This is a genomic window from Bythopirellula sp. (assembly GCF_041737835.1).
Lineage (GTDB): Bacteria > Planctomycetota > Planctomycetia > Pirellulales > Lacipirellulaceae > Bythopirellula.
Genome location: NZ_JBGSQY010000050.1, coordinates 211,379 through 233,242 on the forward strand (window position 1 = coordinate 211,379; position 21,864 = coordinate 233,242).

Sequence of the window (21,864 nt, forward strand, 5' to 3'; positions counted from 1 at the left end):
AGATATCTTAGCGAATTCTGGGGGTAAGGCCACTACGATGCGTCGCCAGGTGAGAAATGCTGGCGAAAATGGCGATTCGAAAGAAAGAATAATTCGAGCTGATTGCCAATCAGCGAGTCCATCGTTACTGCGCTGGATAATTGTGACTTCAGTGGGGACTCTCATGCTTAACAGCAAGAGAAAGTTTCGCCAGATATCCTCTGACCACAGGACTTGAGACTCTTTCTAAGAAAATCACTCTGTCGACTCAGAGGGAATCAACAGTGATAAAATCACAGAACCAATTAAAGTTAGACCAACGACCCCCAAAGACGCGAATGTAATCGCCTTTTCGCTCATGTGGAAATATTCTTGTATCGGCGATTCGCCCAACATTTTAAACCCGATGAAGGCCAGGACGATCGCCAATCCATAAGAAAGCAAATAAAAGCGATCGAACATTCGAGCAGCCCTCGCGGTAGGAACGGGAACAATGAGTACGTGCCAAGTTGAAAACAGCTTTGGAGGATGGGTAACGAGTGTCAGGGCTACCTATCGGCTACACATCTTCATCGAGTCATTTTTCGGCAAAAATCCTGTGCAGAATGTCAGTGCCAACGCAATCCAGAAGATCCAAAACGGCGCTTCATGGAAATTATGGAAGTCAACACTATGGGGTTGCAAGGGTGTATTGAAACCCCAATCGATAAGCAGCTTCAAACCGATCAATAACACCAACCAATAGGCGGTCAACTCGAAGCGGGGAAAACGGTCTAACAAGCGAATGAATAGCACCGCTGCGTAGCGCATAAGTACGACTCCCAACATGCCACCCGTAATGATGACCCACAGTTTGGGGTGAACGGAATCCGGGGCATGTCCCGCAGGCGCGGGCCCCACCAGTGCTATAGCCGCCAGAATCGAATCGACGGCGAACGCAATATCAGTTAGCTCAATAACGAACACCGTGGGCCAGAACTTGGCTTTGCCATCGGTGGCCCGCCCATCGAGAAGTTCAGTTGCACGGGGAAGGGGAACTCGTTCTTCAATTTCCACGTCCTCTTGGGCCACCGTGAGTGGTTTGCCCGATACTTCATGAACGAGTACCGGCTCACCACTGGAACCCACAGCGACATCTCCCACATCTTCGTGATGTTCGAACCACAGATGTTTGATCGCCACGAATGCCAGATAACCACCGCCGAGCAGTTTCACGACTCGCCATTGCAGTAAGAAAGTGGCGACACTGATCGCCAGCACGCGAAAGGCGAAGGCACCCAATAAGCCATACGTGAGAGCCTTAGGTTGCAGGCTTTTGGGCAGGCGTTTCGCAAGCAGGCCAAGCACGAGAGCGTTGTCGAGCGACAGCACACCCTCGAGCAGGATGAGCAAGCCGACAATTCCTAAATCACCCCAAACAAACTCTTGACCGAACGGAAGTGTGGAAAACATGGTACCTGGCTATTGCCCCTCTCGTTAAATCGTCTCATCCTCAGTCGCTGGAAATAGGATTGAGAACAAACTAATCATGACCCCGAAGAGTCCCATGACCAAAAAGATTGCTAACAGTGCGATCCCGCTAACACGTAGTGCTTCCATCAACACGGGGTCGTCAAATGACACCGTCGCAAGGGAATGCACACGAAATGACAGCATATTTTCGAACATTGTTCCGCTCCCTAACCAATCAAAGCCAAGATGAGGCCGCCAGCAATCACCGAACCGAGTTGGCCGCCGACGTTACAACTGATGGCGTGCATCAGCAGGTGATTCTGTGGATCCTCGGCGAGGCCCATCTTGTAGACCACGCGACCCGACATCGGAAACGCCGAGATGCCGCATGCGCCGATCATTGGATTAATCTTATGTTTGAGAAATAGGTTAAGGAATTTGGCAAACAGCACACCGCCTGCCGTGTCGAAGACGAAGGCAATAATACCCATACCGAGAATCATGAGTGTGCGCTTATCCAAGAATTCGTCGGACGTCATGACCGCGCCAATCGAGATGCCCAACAAGATGGTCACAATGTTGGCCAACTCATTTTGTGCGCCCTTAGAGAGACGGTCGACAACGCCCGATTCACGCAGCAAGTTGCCGAACATAAGCATGCCAATCAGTGCCGTAGCACTTGGAACAATCAAACCGGCAAGTAATGCGACGACAATCGGAAACAGAATTTTTGTTCGTTGCGAGACGGGGCGAAATCCAGCATTATCCATTCGGATTTTTCGTTCACGCTTTGTTGTGAGCAGTCGAATCACCGGCGGCTGAATGATGGGCACCAACGCCATGTAGGAATAGGCCGCGACGGTGATCGGCCCCAATAAGTGCGGCGCGAAACGATTGGCCACCACGATGGAAGTGGGGCCATCGGCCGCGCCAATGATGCCGATCGAGGCGGATTCCTTCAATGTGAACCCCATCACCACGGCCAAGCAGAGTGTGAAGAAAATGCCGAACTGAGCGGCGGCTCCAAACAGCAGCATCTTGGGATTTTGCAGTAAGGGGCCAAAATCAATCATCGCACCGATAGCGACGAAGATTAAAAGTGGAAAAAGTTCGGTACGGATGCCGAAGTCAAACAGCGTGGTCAGTATGCCTGGCTCTGCGGCCGTTCCAATGGCCGCGGAATAAGGAATGTTTGCCAGGATAGCACCCAGGCCAATCGGCAGGAGCAAAGTGGGTTCATACTCTTTGGCGATTGCCAGCCAGATAATGAGTCCCCCGATACCAAACATCAATACGGCGCCAGGCGTTAAGCCATAAATGCCCTGTAGCAGTTGGTCCATGATTATTAGGGGCTTGTGAGAGCACTGGCTGCTCGTACCTACGCGGTGTTGAACCGTCCTGCACCCGCGTGCTATTGGAAACTTCTTACGGCTCAACGGAATTGGTTCGCAAAGAATGTTCCAATCGCCTAAGGGGAAAATGAAGCGGAATTCTAGCAGTTTCTTGCGAGTAAGTTGCTAGGATGCCCGGGCACAATGCGCTCCTGCGCGCCATATGGATACATAAATCTCACGGTTCAACGGCACTACTATTCTGCGCCGTTCGTCATACTTGCCAGTTGCTGATACATCTTCCAACGCTCGTCGATATCGTGCTGAGCGTTTTCGATCGATTCAGCAGAGCTTGCGGTATGAGCATTCGCGACACCCGCAAAACGCGATTCTGACTTGCAGAATTCAGCAAATGGGACCGTCGGTTTACGGCTATCGAGCTGAAACTCATGCTCTCCCTGAGCTATGCGGCGGGGATCATGGCGATAGAGTGGCCAAAGCCCCGCTTGGACAAGATCTTTCTGATGTGTCATTCCGCAGGCCATGTCGATCCCGTGAGCAATGCACTGGCTGTACGCAAGAATGAGCGACACACCTGGATACGATTCGGCCTCACGCATCGCCTTCAGCGTTTGATTGGGATTGGCTCCCAACGCGACCTGGGCCACATAAACATTGCCATAAGACATGGCGAGCAGGCCGATATCCTTCTTCCGCGTGGATTTGCCACCTGCGGCAAACTTGGCCGTGGCACAGCGTGGGGTCGCCTTCGAAGCTTGCCCCCCCGTGTTGGAATAGACGCCGGTATCCAGCACGAGAATATTGACATCGCGGCCACTCGCCAAGACGTGATCCAATCCTCCGAATCCGATATCGTAGGCCCAGCCATCGCCACCGACAATCCAAACACTACGTCGCACGAGGGAGTCAGCGATGGTGGCCAATTCGCGCGCCGCTGGTTCGTCAAACTCTGCCAGCAACAGTTTTAGCTCGGCCACGTTTCGACGTTGTAAGTCAATGTTGTCGTCATCGGTTTGGTTGGCATGCAAGAGTCGCCCAACGAGTTCACTGTCAATTTTCGAACTCAATTTTGTAAGCAGACTCGTCGCATAGTCGTGTTGTTGATCGACGGCCAAGCGCATTCCCAAACCGAATTCGCCGTTGTCCTCGAATAGGGAATTGCACCAAGCGGGTCCGCGTCCTTCCGCGTTCGTGCTCCAAGGCGTGGTCGGCAAATTGCCTCCAAAGATCGAAGAGCAACCCGTGGCGTTCGCAACGATGACACGGTCACCGAACAGTTGCGACATGAGTTTCAAATAAGGCGTTTCGCCACAGCCGGCGCACGCTCCCGAGAATTCAAAGAGCGGCTGCAAGAGTTGCGAACCCTTGATGGTGTCGGCTTTGACTTCCGCCCGATTGAGTTCAGGCAATCCCAGGAAGAAATCGAAGTTGGCACGTTCCGCCAACAAATGATCGACTTTCGGTTCCATGTTGATGGCTCTATGGCCAGGAATTTCCTTGCTCTTGGCAGGGCAAACGTCGACGCAGACGCGGCAACCCGTGCAGTCATCGGGAGCGACTTGCACCACAAACTGATGGCGTGGGTGATCTTTATCGCGCCACTCGATCGATTGGAAATTCACAGGCGATTCTTTGCCGAGATCTTCACCAAAGGCCTTGATGCGAATCGCCGCATGAGGGCACACCAGGGCACACAAGCCACACTCCGTGCAAAGTGATGAATCCCAAATCGGAATTTCCGCCGCGATGCTTCTTTTCTCGTACCGCGACGTTCCCGTAGGATACGTGCCATCTATGGGCATCGCGCTCACGGGCAGTAAGTCTCCACGTCCCGCGGCAATCGCTGCCGTCACTCGATTAACAAAATCCGATTCCGTTTGAGCGAGCCGAGGCACAGGAAGCTCGTCACCATCGGCGAAAAGAGGAACCTCAACGGCCTGGAGTGAGTTGAGGGCTTCATCGATGACCCCAATATTTTGCTGAACTACATCTTCGCCACGTCGTCCGTAAGACTTCCGAATTGCGTTCTTGATATGTTCGATTGCCTCATCACGAGGTAATAACCCGGCGAGAGCAAAGAAGCAGCATTGCATAGCGGTGTTGATTCGTGCTCCCATGCCAGCTCGCCGGGCCACGCCGTAAGCGTCGACAACGAAAAACTTAAGATGCTTGCTGATAATTTGTTGTTGCACCTCCCGGGGCAGCCTGCCCCAAACTTGGACAGCGGAGTAAGGACTATTGAGCAAAAACGTCGCGCCCTCCGCAGCGACGCCTAGCACGTCCGTAGTCTCCAGAAATTGGAATTGGTGACAGGCCACAAAGTTTGCCTGGCTCACCAAGTACGTCGATGAAATCGGACGGGGACTGAATCGCAAATGCGAAACCGTCATCGACCCCGACTTCTTGGAATCGTAAACAAAGTAACCTTGTGCATAGAGATTCGTATTCTCGCCCAGTATCTTCGCCGAGTTCTTACTGGCCCCGACCGTGCCATCACTACCCAATCCGTAGAACACGGCTCGGAAGACGTCATTCGCCTCGGTAGTCCACTCGGAATCCCAAGCGAGGCTCAGCTCCGTGACGTCGTCATAGATTCCCACGGTGAAATGTTTCTTAGGAGTGGGACGGAGCGCATTCTCAAAAACCGAATCCACCATCGCCGGTGTAAATTCTTTCGACGCGAGTCCGTAACGTCCCCCAACGACTTGGGGGGCCGGCCCGCCTAAGGTTTCCAGCTTCGTGGGCCAGTATTCCGAGATCGCTGCCACAACATCGGTATAGAGCGGCTCGCCTACCGCGCCTGGTTCCTTTGATCGGTCGAGTACAGCTATGCGTTGGACCGTATTAGGCAAGGCTTGTACGAACGACCAGCCAGCAAAGGGTCGATACAGCCGAACCTTGAGCAGTCCGACCTTGTGACCCTCGCTGACTAGGCGCTCGATGGCCTCCTCTGCGGCGCCAGCCCCTGATCCCATCAAGACAATGACGGTTTGTGCATCGGGAGGACCAACGTAATCAAACAAGTGATAGTGTCTGCCGGTCAGATCCGCGAAACGGTTCATTTCGTTCTGCACGAGATGCGGAACGGCATCGTGAAACGGATTGGCCGCCTCGCGTGATTGGAAGAAAACGTCGGGATTTTGTGCTGAGCCTCTCAGGCAGGGATGATCCGGGTTCAACGCCCGCTCACGAAATTTCTTCAAGGCGCCCAAATCGATCATCGACAATAGGTCTGCCTGTGACAGACATTTGATCTTGTTGACTTCGTGAGAAGTGCGGAAGCCGTCAAAAAAGTGAAGGAACGGCACGGAGCACTTCAGCGTGGCGGAGTGAGCCACGAGTGCTAAATCTTGAGCTTCCTGCACGCTGCCGGACGACAACATGGCCCAGCCAGTCCCTCGGACTGCCATCACGTCGCTGTGATCTCCGAAGATGGACAGTGCGTGGGTGGCCACCGTTCGAGCGGCAACATGGAAGACCGATGGCAAGAGCTGTCCCGCGATCTTGTACATCTCGGGAATCATTAGCAGCAAACCTTGGGAGGCAGTGAACGTCGTCGCGAGAGTGCCGAGTTGCAGTGCTCCATGTACCGCTCCCGCGGCACCGGCCTCGCTTTGCATTTCGATGACTTGCGGCACCGCGCCAAAGACATTTGTCCGCCCACTGCTTGACCATTCGTCGGCGAACTCGCCCATCGTCGAAGCGGGAGTAATCGGATAAATCGCGATGACCTCGCTCAACGCGTGGGCGACGGCAGCGACGGCTTCATTGCCATCCACAACGGAGTAACTGTTGGCCAACATGATAGGCTCCCGAGTGTCTTCAATCTTTCGTACCGAGATCATCTGTATAGGCCATCTGCAACACACCGTTCTCGTCGGATTCGTGTTTGCGGAGCTTGGTGACGAGATCTTCCATGCGGTGATTGAGCATCCACCAACACAGCGGCTGTCCCGTGCCACGTCGGGCAAAGCGAAGCATGCCGTCCATCCGCTTGACAAGTTCCGCGTGCTCGCTCATCACTTTGCGAACTTGGCGGCTCAGATGAGGTGCGCGCTCTTCGATAAGTTCGAATAAGCCACTCCGCTCTTCCTTTTGAAAATGAGCGATGAAAAACTTTCGCAGGGATTCAAGTAGCTCAACGACTCTTTCGAGAGTTATCGCCCTGCTCTCGATAAGGCGAGCTAACGTATTGAGTTTTTCGTGCAGCTGATTGTGCTCGCGTTCGGCAATTTCCAGTGCGGACCGCGTACTTACACGTGCGACCATGACAAGGCCCTTGTATTAGTGAAATCGGGGTTACGACGTCCTCTCGACAGTGTTCGCGACGAAAGTTAACGCAAATGAAATGCCGCCAGGGCGTTAGCACATCCCTAGGGAAAAATTCGACCAATTTCAGACATCGGCGGCATTTTCCATGATTTTTGGTGTGCGGCCCTGCACACTCAACCTCTGATAAGGCACACAACAAGTCTGAGATTACTCTCGGCACAGCGTGAAACGGCGTTTCCTGTCATGGAATCCCTGGCCCGCCTTTTGCTGATACTTTCCCTGGCTTAATAGCTTTAGTTAAGAAGGAAGTGTGTGACATGATTGCCAATCTTGAACTCAAGGAATATGCCAAAGAACTTGAATTGCAAGTTTGCCGTCGTTGCGTAGCGAGAGTTAAGAATGCCCCGCCATGCCAGCCCAAAGGAATTGGCTGCGGAGTGGAGCAGCACCTCGAAAAACTTGTGGCCATTTGCAAGTCGGTCGACAGCGCGTTGATCGATCCCTATCTCGATCGGCTGCACGACGAAATCTGTGAGGATTGTGCTAACAAGGAAACTTCGAACTGTCCCTGTCCGTTGAAGTACCTGTTACCACTGGCGGTCGCCGCCGTGGAAACCGTCGAACGGCGCCGGCATATCCTCGGTGAACGTCTCGCACGAAAGTTTAATGGCGTGCAAGAGACCGACTAGTTCCCTGGAAAGGTATCCGCCATGAAACGCGTGAACCTGAATTTTGTTGTGGATGGCGCAGCCATGTTCTTGCTGCTCCTGTTGCTATCGACGGGGCTATTAATCACCTTTCGATTGCCGCCCGGGAGCGGCGGACATTTGCCGTTCGGGCGTGGTCTAGGTGCGTTGGATCGGCCCATCGACGTGGTCGGTGGATTGACCCGCCACGACTGGGGAGAAATCCATTTGTGGATCGCCTGTGCATTCCTGGCGCTGCTGGTCTTTCATCTTGCGCTGCACTGGAAGTGGATTGTCGCGATGTTCAAGAATCTCGCCTCGAGCTGCTCGAAGCTGCAATTTCTAGTGGTGTTGGTTGTCGTAGCAATTTCGCTTGCACTTGTGACATATCCCTGGCTTGCGCCATTACAACAGACCTCGCAGCGTGAGCAACAAGAATTGCAGCAAGTGTCGGCCAACAATACTCCGTAAGCCATCTAACAATTTGCTGCGACCGCTTCCGGCAGCATTGAACCGGTTTCGGCATAATTGCGGTGCAGCTCAAAACAGCGTCCCAAATCGTGCGGCAAATGTCCCGCCGGGGCTTCCGACAAATACCGCCGGAGGTAATCGCGGTAAGTGGGGTGCGCACACTTGTCGATAATCAAGCGAGCTCGCTCGACGGGTCCTAAACCGCGCAAGTCCGCTAAGCCTTGTTCCGTGACAACCACCTGTACGGAATGCTCGTTATGATCGACGTGGCTGACCATCGGCACCACGGCCGAAATTTTGCCGTTCTTGGCAATGCTGGGTGTGACAAGAATCGATAGGTAAGCATTGCGAGTAAAGTCTCCCGATCCGCCTACGCCATTCATGAGTTGCGTGCCACAAACGTGCGTTGAATTCGCACAACCGTAGATATCCATTTCCAGAATTGTGTTAATAGCGATTACGCCGAGTCGGCGAATCAGCCCAGGATTGTTCGATAATTCCTGCGGTCGCAGAACAATTCGTGGAGCAAAAAAATCCATGTTGTCGTACACGTGCTGCAGCCGCTCATCGCTTAGCGTAAGACTTGTGGAGGAAGCCCCCAGTAGTCTACGGTGTTCCATCAGTTCGACGAGCGAATCTTGAAAGACTTCGCTGAACATAAAGAAAGGCGGGATATCATTGCTTTGCCCAAGTCCAGCCATCACGGCGTTTGCGACGTTGCCCACCCCTGCTTGTAGCGGCAAAAATTCCGGTGGAATGCGACCCGCGCGCATTTCGTCGACGAGAAACTTGATCACATGCTCGGCAATAAGGCTACTCGCCTGGTCAGGTGAGTCAAAATTTAACACGCCATCTGATTCCTTTGTTTCGACAATGCCGACAACTTTCCGCGGATCGACAAACGCGAAGGGCGTGCCTAGTTTACCTAGCGGCGTTTCGATCGGAATGTGCGAACGATGAGGTGGGGCAGGGAGGATTGCAATGTCGTGCGTTTCGGCGACACGCTTCGAGTGGTATTGATTGATTTCGATGATGATCTTGTCGGCGTGCTTCAGTAAGCTCGGTGAGACGCCGACAGACGAGCTGAGATAAACCCTGCCGTCACGGAGAACTTCGACGGCTTCAACGACGGCATAATCGAGCTTTCCAAAAAAGCCAAATTCGATCATTTGCGGCAAATGCGACAAGTGCATGTCGACGAATTGCACTTGCTGGTCGTTGATCCGGCTGCGCAAAGTTCGGCTGCTTTGATAGGGAGCACGCCAGGAGATGGCATCCGCCTCGGCCAGCGCTTCATCAAGCGCGGCCCCCGTGCTGGCCCCGGTAAGCACGCGAATTTTCATGGGCTGGCGGTCTTCGTGCAGTCGCCGGGCTCGATCCGCGAGCGCGCGAGGGACAGCCTTGGCGGCACCCGCAGGGGTAAAGCCAGAGAATCCCACGAGCGCGCCATGGGGTATCATCGCCGCCGCTTCCTCGGCTGACATTTTTGGAAATGCGTTTCCCGTTTTCATCTCTTCTTTGCCTCCTGCCTCATTATTCAAGTTCGATCAAGGCCTGCCCCGTTTTCACAGCGTCACCCGGTGCAACCAGGATCGCTTTGACTTTTCCTTCGAGGGGAGAAGCGACGTTAGTTTCCATCTTCATCGCTTCCATGACGAGCAGCACTTGATTGGTCGTGACCACGTCGCCCGGCGAAACCTTAAGATTCAAAATTGTCCCCACGATTGGCGCTTTCACGATTCGTTCGCCGGTCACCACGGGTGCCGAGCTGGGCGCCGGTGGTTTTGGCTTGGAAATCGGCGGTGCGGCCATGCTCGCGGGTTCGCTCGGCTGGCTCGTGCCGTGCGACACGCTGTCATCGAGCACCTCCACGTCGACTTCGTAACTCTTTCCTTCCACAATGATGCGAAGTTTCATGCTTAATTATTCCTTCGCACGTTGTGCGACCAGTGCAACGAAGTCCGACCCGCCTCGGCCCATCCCGAGACGGTATTTTGATTCAAAAACGTGATCCGGTGAACTATGACAGGTGTCCCGAGTGCCGCAGTTGCTGCCGCGGTTAAGACAACAAGAAGTTCAGGATTAATAGCTTCTGAAGATGAAACAACTTCCGATGCTGGGTTAGTTGTAGGGTTCGTGCGTAGTATCTTGCTCACCCAAGCCAAAGCGAGGGCAGCTACGATCATGACCAACAACGGCAACCAGCCCATGAAGTTATTTCCATCGACAGTTTCAGCAATCATCAAACTTTCAAATGCAACCATGATTCACTTACAGCGGGATCAAACCGTGTTTCTTCGCGGGACGAATATCACGCTTGGTCTTGAGACTTGCCAGGGCGAGCGCAATGTACCGCCGCGTCTCGGCGGGATCAATAACATCATCCACCATTCTGCGCCCCGCCGCCACGTAGGGCGTCGAAAACGTATCCTGATACAACTTGATCAATTCTGCGCGTTTGGCTGTTTTGTCTTCGGCTTTCTCAATCTCATTGCGAAAAACGACCTCCACCGCGCCGTCTGCCCCCATGACCGCGATCTCGGCGGTGGGCCACGCGGCACAACGGTCGGCCCCCAAATCCTTGGCACACATCGCCACATAGGCCCCACCATAAGCCTTGCGCATGATAATGGTGATCTTGGGAACCGTTGCCGCCGAATAAGCGAATAGCAATTTCGCACCGTGGCGAATGATGCCGCCATATTCTTGCTCCACGCCAGGCATAAATCCTGGCACGTCAACAAGTGTTACCAACGGGATGTTGAACGCATTGCAGAACCGAATAAATCGCGATCCCTTATCCGACGCGTCGATATCCAAACAACCAGCCTTGAACTGAGGTTGGTTGGCAATGATGGCCACGGTTTGCCCGAGGATGCGCCCAAAGCCAATCAGAAGATTTTCCGCAAAGTGAGCTTGGATCTCCAAAAAGTCTTCATTGTCGACAATCCGTTTGATGGCCTCGTGCATGTCGTATCCTAACCGCGAATTCTCCGGCAAGATATTGCGCATTTCGGGATCGAGCGACACCACAGGTTTCGTGGGAATCGTAGGTGGGTCTTCCATATTGTTCGAGGGAAGAAAGCTGAGCAATCTACGGCACAAGCTGATCGCTTCACGGTCGTTCTCGGCCACAAAGTGAACGACGCCGGAATAGTGCATGTGGGCTTCAGCACCACCCAATTCTTCGGCGGTAACAGTTTGTCCTGTTACCTGCTTGATGACGCTTGGCCCTGTGATGAACATCTGGGCATGTTTCGTTTGAATAATGAAATCGGTGAGCGCAGGGCTGTAGGCCGCACCACCCGCACAAGGCCCGCAGATCAAACTGATTTGTGGCACCACGCCAGAAAGCAGCGTGTTGTGAAAAAAGACTCGCGCATAAGCAGCTAGACTATCGATGCCTTCTTGAATGCGTGCACCGCCGGAATCGTTAATGAAAACAAACGGGCTGCCTGTTTTCAAAGAGGCTTCCATCATTGCGACGATCTTATCGCTATGAACTTCGCCCGCGGCTCCTCCGGCCACGGTAAAGTCTTGACTCGCCAAATGGACGAGCCTGCCATCGACGGTACCGCAACCCGTCACAACGCCATCGGCCGGCAAGTCTTTCTTTTCCATACCAAAGTGCGTGCAGCGATGGCTGGCAAAGCCAAATTGCTCCTGAAAACTGTCGGCGTCGAGGAATGTTTGCACACGTTCGCGAGCCGACAATTTGCCAGCTGCTTTTTGTTTGGCAATCCGCTCGGCTCCACCTCCAAGTGTCAGTGCCTTGCGACGTTCTTCAAGTTCGCGAAGCAGCGTCGTCATCAACGACACGCTTGGATTCGGCTTTCCCGAAACATAACCATTTTCCAATGCTGAATTTGACATGTTTTTCAAAGCCTTTACTTTTGGCCGTCTATTATCTGGCACAATTCCGTGAGCACGCCGCCGGAACTTTTGGGGTGGAGAAACGCGATTTGTGTATGGTGAGCGCCTGAGCGCGGTGTCTCATCAATCAGACGAATCTGCTCTGCTTTCAATTCAGCCAATCGCTGTTCGATATCGTCGACCGTGTAGGCTACGTGATGCAATCCCTCGCCGCGCTTCTCCAAAAAAGTGGCGACGCTGCTCGCAGGATCGGTGGGCTCGAGCAACTCCAGGCGTACATCGCCGACTTTATAAAACGCAACGCGTACTTTTTGACTCGGCACATCCTCAATCATCTCAAACTCCGCCCCAAGGATGTTCTCATAAAAGTCGCGCTGCGATTCGATTGAACTGACCGCAATCCCGATGTGGTTAATCGCTTTGGCTGCTATCATGACAGTAGACCTTCGTTAATTGGATTCCGTGTAGTCGCCGAACAGCGCGCCCAACGTACTGCAAATTTCACCCACCGTGGCGTAGGCACGTACAGCCTCAAGAATTAGTGGCATGAGGTTGTCGTGTCCTGCCGCGGCTTGCCGAAGTGCCTCTAGGGCTGCGGTTGTGCGAGCTTGGTCACGCTCGGCGCGAACTCGCCGGACGCTTTCGATCTGACGTTGGGCAATCGTGTCTGAGACTTGGAATAAATTCATCGCGAGCGGTTCTTTCGAGACAAATTTATTGACCCCCACGATCGTCCGCTCGCCACTATCGATCGATTGCCCAAATCGATACGCGGACTGTTCGATTTGGTCTTGGACATAACCTTGTTCAATCGCTGCGACCATGCCACCGCGATTTTCAATCTCAAGAATGATTTCGTTCGCCTCTCGCTCGATGTCATCCGTGAGTTGTTCGACAAAATAACTCCCGGCAAGGGGATCGATTGTGTTGGTCACCCCCGATTCATAGGCAATCACCTGCTGTGTCCGCAAAGCGACGGTCACCGACTCTTCGGTCGGCAAAGCTAAGGCTTCATCCTTGGAGTTTGTGTGCAAAGATTGCGTGCCACCCAAGACCGCAGCAAGTGCCTGCAAGGTCACACGAACAACATTGTTATCTGGTTGCTGAGCGGTGAGAGTCACTCCTCCGGTTTGGGTGTGGAATCGCAACATCTGGCTCTTGGGGTTTGTCGCCTCGAAGCGATTTTTCATGATACTTGCATAAAGACGACGTGCCGCACGGAACTTGGCAACTTCTTCAAACAGATCGCTATGAGCCGCAAAGAAAAACGCCAGCCGCGGCGCGAAATCGTCGATCTTGAGACCGGCCTTCAAGGCCGTGTTGATGTAGCAAATGGCATTGGCCAACGTGAAGCCAATCTCTTGCGCCGCCGTCGAGCCCGCCTCGCGGATGTGATAGCCACTAATGCTGATCGTGTTCCAGTTCGGCACGTGCTCCGTACAGTAAGCAAAAATATCGCTGGTCAATCGCAACGATGGCCCTGGCGGAAACCGGTACGTGCCGCGGGCGATGTATTCCTTGAGAATGTCGTTCTGAATCGTTCCGTTGAGTTTCTCCGGCGTAACGCCTTGCTTCTCAGCGACGACAATATACATGGCCAGTAAGATGGCCGCCGTGGAATTGATCGTCATACTGGTGGAGACTTTGTCTAACGGTATGCCTGCGAACAAGGCTTCCATGTCGGCGAGCGAATCAATGGCAACGCCAACTTTTCCCACCTCGCCCGCCGAAATGGGATCATCGGAGTCATAGCCGATTTGCGTCGGCAAATCGAACGCTACGCTCAAACCGGTCGTTCCTTGCTCGAGCAAATACTTATAGCGTTGATTCGATTCTTCAGCCGTGGCAAAGCCCGCGTACTGACGCATTGTCCAATACCGCCCGCGGTACATCGTAGGTTGCACACCCCGCGTGAATGGATACTCACCTGGAAAACCAAGTTGCTCGACGTAATTTCCTTCCGAACCTTCTTCGGGTTTGTATAACCGCTCAACAGGATGACCCGAAGCTGTCACGAATTGCTGACGCTGTTCAGGAAACTTGGCCAGCGTCTTCGCCAGCAAGCCGTCATTCCAGCATTTGTGAGCCGCGTCGATTCGATTACTGTTTAACAAGGTATCCATTATCTTCTGCCGTTACCGAGAACTCGGTGTTACCAATGTTCGCTTGGGAAGTGGTGTTCGACCGCTGCAACAGGTCGTCAACAAAACACTTCAATGATTTCGAGCCATCCAGAATCGTGCGCAAATTTGCCTCGCCCGTTCCGTTGCTGCCGATTATGCCTTCCACTCGCCGCTGGACTTCTTCAAAAACCGCTTGTCTAATTTCCGCGAGTGCGTGAGCTTGTCGCTTAGTCTGCCATTCGCTGGATTTGTGCTCTGTCAATCGTTGCAATTCACTGGTGATCGCCTCGATACCTTCATGGTGAGCTGCGCTGCAAACATAGACATTGGGAAGCTCGCTGCTCTGATTTGCTGGATCTTGATGTCCCCAGTGATGGTCGCTGGTTGCTAGCGAAGCCGTTCTCAATGTCATCAACAGCTGTTGCCTTAATTGCAGAGCTTCGGGACGGTCCCCTTTGTTCACGACAAAAAGGTCGCCCGCCTCCATGAGGCCCGCTTTTAATAACTGCACGGAATCGCCTTGGCCCGGAGCGAGCACTATTAACACAGTGTCTGCACTCTTGGCAATTTCCACTTCACTCTGGCCCACGCCAACCGTTTCGATGAACACCACATCGCAGCCGAGCAGTCCCATCACTCGCACGATTCCCCTGACGCCGAGAGTGAGGCCACCAAGATGACCTCGTGAGGCCAAGGAGCGAATAAAAATGTTCGGGTCCGTGCTGTGACGCATCATCCGCACGCGATCACCCAGGATTGCTCCGCCGGTGAAAGGCGACGAAGGATCGACGGCGATGATTCCGATCTTCTTATCCGGATACCGCAGGCGGTAGTCGATGGCCAAATGATCGACGAGCGTGGATTTGCCCGAGCCAGGTGCGCCGGTGACTCCTAGTACAAGACTTGGTTGCGGCCAATGTTGGCTCCCCGCCAAGAGTTCGACAAGGCGCTGCGGCTCGTCCGTGAGGATTGTCATCAAGCGCGCCGCAGCACGACAAGACAGGGGGCCACCTTCTTGAATCTGTTTCACCAACTTTTCAATCGAAACAGCCATGGCAGCGCCTAAGCAAAAACTGCTGCCCTTTCATCCAATAAGGTATGAAGCGTCTCGACGATTTCGCGCGCCGGCGTGCCAGGCGTAAAGATTTCTGCAACGCCTATTTCTTTGAGTTTGGCAATATCGCTCGGTGGGATCGTCCCACCGCCAAACACGACGATATCCTCGGCCTGCTGATCACGTAGCAACTCAAGAACTCGTTGAAAGAGGACGTTGTGCGCGCCCGACAGCAGCGACAGCCCAATGCCTTGAACATCTTCCTGAATCGCCGCGTCGACGATCTGCTCGGGGGTACGGCGTATGCCCGTATAAATGACTTCAAAGCCGGCATCGCGGAGAATATGGGCGACGTATTTCGCGCCCCGATCATGGCCATCAAGGCCTGGTTTAGCGATTAAGATTCGGTGTTTCTGTGAAGTCTTCACGGCGGTTCTCTGCAAGGGTTTGTTGTCTCCCATTCAGAGAAGCGATTCGCGTGCCAAGACAAAAAAGTCAGAAAGCTAAAAATTCCCTGCAAAAAAAGTCTTCGTTGGCTGGTGTCAAGCAGTTTAGCTGGTCGAATACGCCTCGGGCACTGTGCATGATGTGCGGTTCAGCACGAACTTAAGAAGGGAAAATGAGAGTACCCTGCCAACGAATATGAGGTTTTACGCAGATAAGAATCAACAAAGATTGTGGAGCGTTAACCATCCAAAGCCAATCCGGATTATCAAGCCAGCCGGCCTGACACCTTGGCCAAAGCTCTTTAAGAACATGCGGGCATTGCGTGCTACAGAAGGGCACCGGAATTCCTTTTGCGAGTTGCCGCAGAGTTGCGCCATTCAGCGTTCGGAATAGTTATTTAACCGCTCTGCCAGCGATAGCCGCATGGTGCTTTCAAATCCAAATCGTCACGTAATTAGTTGGGCGCAGTGATGTCCCGCACGCACGGCGATTCCTTCTTGGCTCAAAGCGGAACCGATTTCTTCCGTCGAGAAGCCGTCCATGATAAAGGACAACACGGCAGCCTTGTCGGGCGCGTTCCCTATCATCCTAAGGCCCGGGACGCGCTGCATCGCCTGTGTAGCGTAGTTCAGCAAGTCATGCTCGGCTTGGGCCACAACATCAAGGATGAAGTTGGTGAAGAGCACAATCTGGTTGAGGAGCAGCCTGAAGTTGCCAAGAAACTTCATGGTCAGCTCGTGGCTTCACGTGAATCGGTAAACGAATCAGCTATGGCACGATATGTAGCATCTTGGCTACGGTGTTGCTGTAGACGTCGATGATAATCTGGCCATCCTTTTCTTCCACAGTCACCAGATCGACGAATATAGGAAGTGGTCCTTTGTAAGCTTCTTCAGGGGTCACATCCTTGTTGACTGCTGCGAAATGAAAGGCAAGCGTTCCCTTCCCGGTAGGCAATGGCTCTTCAAGCCAGAAGAAATTCGAGACATTATTATTCGCCGAATAGGACAACCGGACGGCATACTTACCACTTAAGTCGCCAAGCTGCTCGGTACTGACTCTCCCTTTGATTTCACTTGTGCCGGAAAGCGCGTCTGGGTTTTCGATCGTGAGATCGGAAAACTTAATGATCGGCGTTTTTTTTGTGTCTTGTTTTTTGTTTGATACGAAACCAACATTGGTCTGCTCAACACCGAGGGCGGTGGCATCTTCGGCGCTCAATGGAAAGGCAAAAAACTGATCGGCATAAGTTTGCAGCAAAAAGGGCTGCTTAGCTCCGATCAAGCCAGGTCCGATTGTCATCCGAATGTTTGATTCTCCCGCAGCAATCCGTTCGGCAATCGCCGAGGCCATATCGCCGGAGATGGCATGGTCGGGACCAAAGGCATTGTATTTCTTGATCCACTCGACAAGCTTTTGATTGGCTTCGTCAAGATTTTGGGCTTGTGTATGAGATGTCGTGAATCCGATTAAAAGGATCGCGTAGAAAAACGAAATCCGCATTGGCAATAAGCACATCGTTAGTTCCCCATTATTGAGTTCAAGACGAGAATTTCTCCTCGGTCAGAAATATGAGTACTCTCAGACCGGAAGTCAACTTTTTTAACTAGATTTACTCCAAGATGGCTCCCGGAATGTCAGACTCAAATGCCGCTGGAGCTTCAGTCGTCGTGGGAACGGGTGAACTATCCCATTTGATGATGGTGCCGTCTTTGCTCGAGGAATACAACTTATTGCCATCTTTACTTAGGGAAATCGACGACACTTCGCGGCCATGACCACGCAAAATCAACGCTTCTTGCCCAGTATGTACGTCCCACAGGCGAATTGTGCGGTCGTTGCTGCCCGAAAACAATCGTTCGCCATCTAATGAGAATAGTATGCAGCTAATGCTGCCTGAATGGCCCTGTAGTTTATGCAAGAGTTGGCCAGAATCCACGTCCCAAATTCCGATTTCACCCGGCTGATCGTACAAGCCAGAACCAGCTGCAATCAGCTTCCCGTCGGGACTAAACGCGACGCCATTGATGGGGAACTTGAGACCAGAAAATGTTTTGAGTTGCTTGCCATCCGCAGACCAGAGCACAACCTGACCATCAAAATGGCCACTAGCCAATTGCGAACCATCATGTTTCCAAGCAATCGATTTTCCAGCTGATGTTTGGTACGGAACATTCCAAATAACGGATGCGGAGGGTGCGTCAATAAGTGCTACACCTGTGGTAAGTGCGGCGGCCACTTGATACTGCGTTGGGTTAAATGCTACGTCATTGGCCCAACCGCTCTCCAAGGTCGCTTCGACGGGATCATTCTCTCCTTGCCACAAAACTACCGCACTCTTGCGATCAGTTTTTGGAGTCGCAATCCACGAACCATCCGTACTATAGCAAATTCGTTCCGCGCCTTCATCCAATGTTCGAGGAGGCAGGTGGGCACCTAGCGGACGTACGTAACAACCTACGAATGTTGCAACTGCCAAACTTGCTTCCGAAGGATGCACGGCAACATCTTCCACGGGAATAGTCACGACGGTGGAAACTTCCTTACCAAGATCCGTTTTGAAATCGACGCTCATGCCGGTGCCAATTTCGACTTCGCGAAGGCTGGCAAGATTCAGGTCCCAAACTCTTGCAGTCTTGTCCCAACTTGTGCTGACAAGGCTCCCACCGCTGGGGCTAAAGTCAACAGCTGTGACCCAGTTCTCGTGGCCACGAATCGTGTATTTTTCCTGCCCGGTTGTGGCGTTCCAAACTTTCACAAGTTGATCCCAGCCACAGGTCGCAATTTCGCTCCCACTGGAGTCAAACTTGGCCCGAGTCACCGAGCTCTTGTGACCATTCAGGCGAAGCAGCTCTTTTCCCGTTTCGAAGTCCCAAACATAAACAGTGTGATCGTTTCCTCCTGAGACGATTTTCTTGCCATCAGGGCTTAGGCAAACCGTCCAAACTTCATTCACATCGCCGGTGAATTCGCTCACTTGTTTGCGATTTTCAACATCCCAAGCCTTGGCAACACGGTCTTGCCCCCCTGAAGCAAGTCGTTTCCCATCCTTACTAAATGACAGTGAAGTAATATCGCCTTGGTGCCCCGGCAAGCGGCCAAGTTCTTCACCGGTTTCAATGTCAACCAATAAGATTTCAGCCCGTTCGTCATCGCCATTGCGAATGGCCGAACCACCAATCGCGAGCATGTTACCCTCGCGCGGCATGGCGACGGCTGTGGCGCCTTGTAGTGTAAAGCGTTGCCGGATCTCCCCGGTGCGGGCATCCCAAACCAGTACTTCTCCTGACCCTGAACTGGTAGAAATGATTCGGTCACCTGCCGGATGCCAAATGGCATCGTAGACTGTGCCCTTGTGTCCAGGAAATGTGAAGAGTTTCTTACCATATTGAGCATCCCAAACCGTAACCTCTCCAAAGTTTCCAGACGAAAGCTCACCTGCGACGGTCAACAACTTTCTGCCGTCGGGGCTAAACGCGGCATCGTAGACAAAGTTGTCGTGCTTTAAGACGAGTCGATTGTCGTTGCAAAGTCGATTGACATAGTTCCATTCCCAGCGTCGACGATCTTCGGGAAACTGCTCGAGCAGCTTGCGTGCCCCAGCCAAGTCACCTTCGTAAAAATCGCGATCGGCAAGGATGATCTGGCTTTTGAGAGCTGAATCGTAATCTTTTTCGGCTTGCACGCGCAAACCTTCGCTTACGCGCTTGGCCTCGGCTTCAGCTTCGGCCGCCTTTTCGGCTTCCTCTTGTCGTTGCTTGGCAAGTGCTTCGGCTTTCTCGGACGCAACGAGAGCTTTCTCCGCATCGTCACGTGCAACTCTTTCATTCTCAGCAGCTTCGCTGGCGCGCACGGCGGCGGCACTGGCGCGCAAATAAGAAGCGAAGCTCACCGTCCCAAAGGTCAAGGCGGTGAGCATAAAAGCCCCCGCCACCGCGATCGCCAAATTGCGTTTACGGCGACGAGTGGCTTGTGCGAATCGGCTCGATTCGTCGACGAATGTCGCTGTTTCACGATCGACTTCCGAGCCGTAGTTGGCCATCATATCTTCGGCTTCGACGAGCGGTTTGCCGGGCGCGAGCAAAAAATCGGCATGGCGATCTTCACTCCGCCAACGAGCCGCCGCTTCGGCAACATGGGTTCTAATCCGCAAAAATTCGCGATCACCCTTAAGGAGTTCTGCGAGTCTGGGCCATCTTGTAAGCAGCGCCTCATGAGCAACCCCCACCACGGCGGCACCATCCGCTGCACGGTCGGTGACTAATAAACGTGCCCGGACGAACGCATCAACCAACTCTTTCAATTGCGGATTAGCTGTGGCATCGTTCAGCGGAACGCGGCTCGCCGTGAACTGGTCATTGGCTCCACCACGTAATGTCACCAGCATCCGCATGAGCTGCGGCAATACATGCTGCACCGTGGGATCGAGTTGCGTAAAAATCTCTTCAGCGCGATTGGCTAGTGCTCCTTCCAGACCTCCCATTTCTCGATACGCTGCGAAAGTCAGCATTCCTGACTGTGTACGACGGTTGTACAGTTCGTCGAGTGTAAACTCTAACAAAGGGAGCGAACGCGGATCCTGAGCCGATGCTTCGTGCAACACCACATCAAGCGCAGTGTTTGTCGCCGCATCGGTTTCAAATTTGAGCGCTGCTGCTCGAGCTGGCGCGACGATCATTTGCCGCGTCTCGGCAAAAGTAGGCGGTAAGAGATCATACTGACCTTCGCCTTCCTTGAGATCGACTAACTCCGGCAAGTCCGCGCAGCGCGGATAAAAATCGCTCCGCATCGTCGCCATGGTCCAAACAAGGCCGCTCTTCACCAAGGCCGACAATGCCGCGATAAACGCGAGGCGATGCTGTTGGGTGAAAACAGGCAACGAAAATATTTCTTCAAGTTGATCGATAGCAAGCGCCACGCGAGATACGGGGGCATGTGACAAGTTCTCGGCAACGCGCGTTGCTTCTGAAATTTGATTGAGAACACCACGCAGGGGAGCCACCACTCGCTGGGGTGCTTCCCGCAATAAAGCGGCCAGTTCCGTCGAGTCGTAACCCTGCTGTGCCAACTCGGGAAGGCAAGTTTGCGATAACAGCGTTGCGGCAAGGCCATCACAAAGATCACCTGCGCTGTTGCTAGGCCGAAAGACACTCCACCGCCACAAACCGACTCCATCAACCACACCGGGCTGAGTCAACGTGGGGAGGACGCCAGCCTTTATCACCGACGACTTACCCCCGCCGCTCATGCCAAGGACTAAGATAAAGGGTTTGCCTCGCGCGGCTTGTCTCACTAATGCCTCTTTAACCCCGGCGATCGCGCTCGTACGGCCAAAGAAAATGGGGGCGTGTTCGTATTCAAACGCCGAAAGCCCACGGAACGGAGACTTATGCCAGATCGGTTCGACGTCTTGATCGGTACTTCCTTCACCAGAGCGACGCAGTCGCTCCTCCAACCAACGTCGAACATGAACTTCCAATATCGCTTCGAAGTCTGCGGCTGACTGAAACGCGTGAAACGCCGCCTTGAAGCCATCTTGCGGATTGCCAAACCAGCGATCGATAAACCCTTGCAAAGCGCGCTGTTGGCGTAAGCGCTCCAAGACTTCCTCTTCTCCCTCCAGAGGAATCATGACTTGCCCCGTCTTGCGATAGACCAGCAAGTCGGGAGTCCCTTTAGTACGAAAAGCGGTGGCAGCTTCTTCAAACTCCCATTCCGTGCCCGAAGCATAGCTCGAGCCATCTGGTTTGACATAACCTTCGGGTAGGCGTGTTCCCAGCCTCGACCACAGAATGCAAATGACCAAATCCGTCTCAGACGGCAGAATTAGCTGCTCTTGAAAGTGCTGTGTCGCGCGTAGTGGCTCATGTTCCCAAAGCACGGGATCGATCTGCAACCGACCGCTGAATTCGCCAGAAAGTCGTTCAAGCACGCGACTGGCGATGAGGCGCTCTTGACCAACGTCGCCCGGCGAAGAAATGAAGACGCAACACTTCACTCGTGTCATATCCAACACTCTCCGCGGAGCTAAGCCACGCCTGAAATCACAAGCGATTGGAAACACTTAAAATAAATGTTTGCAGGAGGTTTTTCCCAATTGCGGAATTAATGCTAGTTTGGCGATGCAGCGATTTCAAGCCATTAAAGATTACAAA

19 protein-coding genes are annotated in these 21,864 nt (G+C 53.2%); 2 read left to right on the forward strand and 17 right to left on the reverse strand.

Annotated elements, in window-relative coordinates:
- Positions 1-234: 234 nt before the first annotated feature.
- From AC6T8Q_RS16210 to AC6T8Q_RS16235, 6 genes are all read right to left on the reverse strand, one after another.
- The gene (locus AC6T8Q_RS16210; RefSeq protein ID WP_500680072.1) at positions 235-441 is read right to left on the reverse strand and encodes a hypothetical protein; all 207 of its coding nucleotides are present in this window, start codon (positions 439-441) and stop codon (positions 235-237) included.
- A 90-nt stretch (positions 442-531) separates the two neighbouring features.
- Positions 532-1,431: a TerC family protein gene (locus AC6T8Q_RS16215; RefSeq protein WP_500680073.1), complete on the reverse strand. Its 900-nt coding sequence runs from the start codon at positions 1,429-1,431 to the stop codon at positions 532-534.
- A 24-nt stretch (positions 1,432-1,455) separates the two neighbouring features.
- Positions 1,456-1,647, reverse strand: coding sequence for a hypothetical protein (locus AC6T8Q_RS16220; RefSeq protein ID WP_500680074.1), 192 nt, complete (start codon positions 1,645-1,647; stop codon positions 1,456-1,458).
- An 11-nt stretch (positions 1,648-1,658) separates the two neighbouring features.
- Positions 1,659-2,771, reverse strand: a complete 1,113-nt coding sequence (locus AC6T8Q_RS16225) for a sodium ion-translocating decarboxylase subunit beta (protein ID WP_500680075.1) — start codon at positions 2,769-2,771, stop codon at positions 1,659-1,661.
- Positions 2,772-3,019: 248 nt separating this feature from the next.
- Complete coding sequence (nifJ, locus tag AC6T8Q_RS16230; protein ID WP_500680076.1) at positions 3,020-6,586, reverse strand: pyruvate:ferredoxin (flavodoxin) oxidoreductase; 3,567 nt, start codon at positions 6,584-6,586, stop codon at positions 3,020-3,022.
- Positions 6,587-6,605: 19 nt separating this feature from the next.
- Positions 6,606-7,052: a hemerythrin domain-containing protein gene (locus AC6T8Q_RS16235; RefSeq protein WP_500680077.1), complete on the reverse strand. Its 447-nt coding sequence runs from the start codon at positions 7,050-7,052 to the stop codon at positions 6,606-6,608.
- 320 nt (positions 7,053-7,372) lie between these two features.
- On the opposite strand from AC6T8Q_RS16235, the gene AC6T8Q_RS16240 reads away from it, so the two are divergent.
- On the forward strand, positions 7,373-7,744 hold the full coding sequence (locus AC6T8Q_RS16240; RefSeq protein WP_500680078.1) for a hypothetical protein: 372 nt from the start codon (positions 7,373-7,375) through the stop codon (positions 7,742-7,744).
- A gap of 21 nt (positions 7,745-7,765) precedes the next feature.
- Positions 7,766-8,212 carry a DUF4405 domain-containing protein gene (locus AC6T8Q_RS16245; RefSeq protein ID WP_500680079.1) on the forward strand — a complete coding sequence of 149 codons (447 nt, stop codon included), beginning with the start codon at positions 7,766-7,768 and terminating at the stop codon, positions 8,210-8,212.
- Positions 8,213-8,217: 5 nt separating this feature from the next.
- Here AC6T8Q_RS16245 and scpC read toward each other — a convergent pair whose 3' ends face one another.
- From scpC to AC6T8Q_RS16300, 11 genes are all read right to left on the reverse strand, one after another.
- Positions 8,218-9,723: a succinyl-CoA:acetate CoA-transferase ScpC gene (gene scpC / locus AC6T8Q_RS16250; protein WP_500680080.1), complete on the reverse strand. Its 1,506-nt coding sequence runs from the start codon at positions 9,721-9,723 to the stop codon at positions 8,218-8,220.
- Between the two features lie 22 nt (positions 9,724-9,745).
- Positions 9,746-10,129 carry a biotin/lipoyl-containing protein gene (locus AC6T8Q_RS16255; protein WP_500680081.1) on the reverse strand — a complete coding sequence of 128 codons (384 nt, stop codon included), beginning with the start codon at positions 10,127-10,129 and terminating at the stop codon, positions 9,746-9,748.
- Between the two features lie 2 nt (positions 10,130-10,131).
- Positions 10,132-10,476, reverse strand: a complete 345-nt coding sequence (locus AC6T8Q_RS16260; protein ID WP_500680082.1) for a hypothetical protein — start codon at positions 10,474-10,476, stop codon at positions 10,132-10,134.
- A 7-nt stretch (positions 10,477-10,483) separates the two neighbouring features.
- Positions 10,484-12,085: an acyl-CoA carboxylase subunit beta gene (locus AC6T8Q_RS16265; RefSeq protein WP_500680083.1), complete on the reverse strand. Its 1,602-nt coding sequence runs from the start codon at positions 12,083-12,085 to the stop codon at positions 10,484-10,486.
- Between the two features lie 14 nt (positions 12,086-12,099).
- A complete protein-coding gene (gene mce, locus AC6T8Q_RS16270) occupies positions 12,100-12,519 on the reverse strand; it encodes a methylmalonyl-CoA epimerase (RefSeq protein ID WP_500680084.1) in 420 nt (139 codons plus the stop codon).
- Between the two features lie 15 nt (positions 12,520-12,534).
- A complete protein-coding gene (locus AC6T8Q_RS16275; protein ID WP_500680085.1) occupies positions 12,535-14,208 on the reverse strand; it encodes an acyl-CoA mutase large subunit family protein in 1,674 nt (557 codons plus the stop codon).
- Complete coding sequence (gene meaB, locus AC6T8Q_RS16280) at positions 14,186-15,262, reverse strand: methylmalonyl Co-A mutase-associated GTPase MeaB (protein ID WP_500680086.1); 1,077 nt, start codon at positions 15,260-15,262, stop codon at positions 14,186-14,188. The genes AC6T8Q_RS16275 and meaB overlap by 23 nt, the downstream gene beginning before the upstream one ends.
- 8 nt (positions 15,263-15,270) lie before the next feature.
- Entirely contained in the window at positions 15,271-15,690 is a 420-nt protein-coding gene (locus AC6T8Q_RS16285; RefSeq protein WP_500680087.1) for a cobalamin B12-binding domain-containing protein, read from the reverse strand.
- Between the two features lie 465 nt (positions 15,691-16,155).
- Entirely contained in the window at positions 16,156-16,437 is a 282-nt protein-coding gene (locus AC6T8Q_RS16290) for an aminotransferase class V-fold PLP-dependent enzyme (RefSeq protein ID WP_500680088.1), read from the reverse strand.
- A gap of 40 nt (positions 16,438-16,477) precedes the next feature.
- Positions 16,478-17,227: a hypothetical protein gene (locus AC6T8Q_RS16295; RefSeq protein WP_500680089.1), complete on the reverse strand. Its 750-nt coding sequence runs from the start codon at positions 17,225-17,227 to the stop codon at positions 16,478-16,480.
- A 94-nt stretch (positions 17,228-17,321) separates the two neighbouring features.
- Positions 17,322-21,716 carry an NACHT and WD repeat domain-containing protein gene (locus tag AC6T8Q_RS16300; protein WP_500680090.1) on the reverse strand — a complete coding sequence of 1,465 codons (4,395 nt, stop codon included), beginning with the start codon at positions 21,714-21,716 and terminating at the stop codon, positions 17,322-17,324.
- Between the last annotated feature and the right edge of the window lie 148 nt (positions 21,717-21,864).